2 protein-coding genes are annotated in these 3,657 nt (G+C 70.9%); one reads left to right on the top strand and one right to left on the bottom strand.

Annotated features, from left to right (window positions below):
* Nucleotides 1–45 precede the first annotated feature (45 nt).
* A complete protein-coding gene (locus ACFP1K_RS40925) occupies nucleotides 46–1,962 on the top strand; it encodes an acetoacetate--CoA ligase (RefSeq protein ID WP_380763965.1) in 1,917 nt (638 codons plus the stop codon).
* Nucleotides 1,963–1,966: 4 nt separating this feature from the next.
* Here ACFP1K_RS40925 and ACFP1K_RS40920 read toward each other — a convergent pair whose 3' ends face one another.
* The gene (locus ACFP1K_RS40920) at nucleotides 1,967–3,523 is read right to left on the bottom strand and encodes an FAD-binding oxidoreductase (protein WP_380763963.1); all 1,557 of its coding nucleotides are present in this window, start codon (nucleotides 3,521–3,523) and stop codon (nucleotides 1,967–1,969) included.
* Nucleotides 3,524–3,657: the final 134 nt, after the last annotated feature.

The following is a 3,657-nucleotide window of genomic DNA, read 5'->3' as shown; positions in this document are numbered from 1 at the left end:
TGGGCGGGATGGCAGGAGGGGGTGGGGGTTCGGCAGGATGGGGGCATGGTTGAGGAAGGTGCGTTGTTGTGGGAGCCGTCGGCGGAGATCGTCGGGGGGGCTCGGATCACCCGGTTCGCGGAGTGGGCGGGGCGGGGGGCGGAGCGGTACGAGGACTTGTGGCGGTGGTCGGTGGATCGGCCGGAGGAGTTCTGGGTCGGGGTCTGGGAGTACTTCTCGGTGGTGGGGGAGCGGGGGGACGGGCCCGTCATCGAGGGGACGATGCCCGCGGTGGAGTGGTTCGGGGGGGCGTCGCTGAATTACGCGGCCAACGCGTTGCGGGGGGAGCCCGGCCGGGTGGCGGTGGTCGCCCGGGATGAGGTGGGGGGGCGGCGGACCCTCACCTATGGGGAGCTCGCCGAGGAAGTGGGGCGGGTCCGGGCGGGGCTGGTGCGGCTGGGGGTGGGGCGGGGGGATCGGGTCGCGGCCTACCTGCCCAACTCGGCGGAGGCGCTGATCGGGTTCCTGGCGACGGCGAGCCTGGGGGCGATCTGGTCGTCCTGTTCGCCGGACTTCGGGGCGTCCAGCGTGGCCGATCGGTTCGCGCAGATCACGCCGAAGGTGTTCATCGCGGTCGACGCCTACACCTACAACGGGCGGCGGTTCGACCGGTCGGAGGTGGTCGCCGACATCGCCGTCCAGTTGCCGGGGCTGGTCGCGACCGTCGTGGTCGGGGCGGGGGAGAAGCTGCCCGACGAGATGCCGGGGCTGGTCCTCGGGTGGGAGAAGCTGCGAGGGGAGGCCGCGGAGCTCACGTTCGAGGCGGTGCCGTTCGGGCATCCGCTGTGGATCGTCTACTCGTCGGGGACGACCGGCCTGCCGAAGGCGATCGTGCACGGGCACGGCGGGATCGTGCTGGAGCACCTGAAGGCGCTGAGCTTCCACCAGGACCTCGGGGAAGGGGACGTGTTCTTCTGGTACACCACGACCGGCTGGATGATGTGGAACTACCTCGTCGGCGGGCTGCTGGTGGGGGCCACGGTCGTGCTGTACGACGGGAGCGCGACGCATCCGGGGACGGACGCGTTGTGGCGGCTGGTGGCCGAGGAGGGGGTGACCTACTTCGGGACGGGCGCGCCGTATCTGATCGCGTCGATGCGGGCCGGGGTACGGCCTGAAGGGCTGGAGAAGGTCCGGGGGGTCGGCTCCACCGGGTCGCCGTTGCCGCCGGAGGGGTTCGCGTGGCTGTACGACGTGTTGCCGGACGTTCAGCTCGGGTCGTTCTCGGGGGGGACGGACGTGTGCACGGGGTTCGTGGGGGCGGTGCCGTTGCTGCCGGTGCGGGCGGGGGTGATTCCCTGCCGGTGCCTCGGAGCGCGGGTGGAGTCGTTCGATCCGGACGGGGATCCGGTGGTGGGGGAGGTCGGGGAGCTGGTGGTGACGCGGCCCATGCCGTCGATGCCGGTGATGTTCTGGAACGACCCGGACGATGCGCGGTACCACGAGAGCTACTTCGCCGACTATCCCGGGGTGTGGCGGCACGGGGACTGGATCAAGATCATGCCGGACGGGTCGTGCGTGATCTACGGGCGGTCGGACTCCACGCTGAACCGGGGTGGGGTGCGCATGGGGACCAGCGAGTTCTACCGGGTGGTGGAGCGGTTCCCGGAGATCGCGGACAGCCTGGTCATCGACACGGGGCAGCTCGGGCAGGAGGGGCGGCTGCTGCTGTACGTCACGCTGGCCGAGGGGGAGGCGCTGACCGACGACCTCGTGGGACGGTTGAAGGCCGCGCTGCGCGGGGAGTTGTCGCCGCGGCACGTGCCGAACGAGATCCGCGAGGTTCCCGGGATTCCGCGCACGCTCAGCGGCAAGAAGCTGGAGGTGCCGGTGCGCAAGATCCTGCTGGGGACGCCGGTGGACAGGGCGGCCAACGCGGGGGCGATGGCCAACCCGGAGGTGCTCAAGCACTTCCTGCCGTGAGCGGTCAGATGGCCTGGGGGAAGCGGAACAGGCGGCCTGGGTCGTAGGTGGCTTTGACCTTCGCCAGGCGGGGGGCGTTCTGGCCGTAGTACTGGGTGCGCCAGTTCTTCAGGGACGGGTCGATGTAGTTGACGTACGCGTGCTCGCCGAAGTGGGGGGTCATGGCGGTGTGGGCGGCGCGGAGCCAGGTGGTGGCGCCGTCGAGGTGGGCGTAGTACTGGATGCTGAACAGGGCCGGGCGGTGGGGGTAGGCGGTCTGGTCGGGGCGGAGGCGGGCCACCTTGCCGCCCAGCGCGTCCAGGAGGATCGAGTGGCGGCCGGGGCGGCCGGCCTGGTCGACGAGGGTGGCGATGCCGGAGGCGGACAGGGGGCGGTAGGCCAGGTGGGACTTGGCGCGGAAGTCGTCCCGGGGGAAGCGGCCGTCGCGGGTGCGGCCGGGGAGGGTGCCGGGGACGTGGCACTGGGAGACGGTTCTGGACGAGCAGCCTGCCATGATCATCATGGCGCGCAGGTACGGGGTCTGGGTGATGGATCGGCTGGTCAGTCTGCCGCCGATGCGGTCGATCAGCGGGTCCAGGAGGCGCTCGCACTCGGCGCGGGGGCCGACGTACAGGCCGCCGATCTGGATGTCGGGGCTCGGGTCGTGGCCGAGGTGGAAGTTGGCCCAGAGGGCGTCGGGGGCGGTGGGGGCCCACTTCTGCCAGACGGACAGTGCTTTGCGGGCCATGGACCAGGGCCAGTGGAGGAAGAAGACCGTCACGTCGGAGATGGGGTGGGTGCGGAAGGTGAACGACGTGGCGATGCCGAAGTTGCCGCCTCCGCCGCCTCGGGAGGCCCAGTAGAGGTCGGGGTCGTGGTTCGCGTCGCAGGTGCGGATGCGGCCGTCGGCGGTGACGATCTGGACCGAGTCCAGGACGTCGCAGGTGAGGCCGTATTTTCTGGCTACCACGCCTAGGCCGCCGCCTAGGGTGAGGCCTGCTATGCCGACCGTGGGGCACGAGCCTGCCGGGATGCTTACGCCTTGGGCGGCCAGGCGGTCGTATACGTCTATCAGTTGTGCGCCTGCGCCGATTACGGCGTGGCCGCCTCCGGAGGTCGGGCGGATTCCGCTCATGCGGGAGACGTCCACGATGAGGCCGGTGCCGGAGGACCAGCCGGCGTAGCTGTGGCCGCCTGATCTGGCGGCGACGGGGACGCCTGTTCGTTTCGCGAATGCGAGGCATTCGGCGACGTCCGCGGGGTTGGAGCAGTAGGCGACGGCGGCTGGGCGGATGGTGTCGAATCTTGGGTTGTACAGGCGCTTCGCCGCGTCGTAGGTGGCGTCGCCGGGGCGGATCAGGCGGCCGGCCAGGCCTTTTTTGAGGGCCGACCAGTCGGCGGGGTTGGGGCGGGTGCGGGCCGCGATCGGGGATCTTGGGGTGCTCGCCGCGCCGGTGGTGCTCGAAGGTGTGGGGGTGTGGGTCTTCGCGCTGGTGGGCCCCGGGGCGCATGCGGTCACCGCGCTCAGTGCCGACAGGGCCGATACGCCGAGGAAGCTTCGCCGGTCGAATGCGGGACGCACGATCATCTCCTTGGACGTATCACCAGTGTGGCGGGGCCCCGGCCGGCCGCCGTACGGCGGCGCCGGATTCGCCGTACCACTTCTCGCCGTCGCGGCGCCGATAAAAGTAGGTCCGGGTGGGTGGCGGTGTACCC

Origin of the sequence: Sphaerisporangium aureirubrum, assembly GCF_042658925.1 — a bacterium.
GTDB classification, from domain to species: Bacteria; Actinomycetota; Actinomycetes; order Streptosporangiales; family Streptosporangiaceae; genus Sphaerisporangium; species Sphaerisporangium aureirubrum.
The sequence above is the reverse complement of the archived record's forward strand: the minus strand, read 5'-3'. Positions and strand labels throughout refer to the sequence as shown.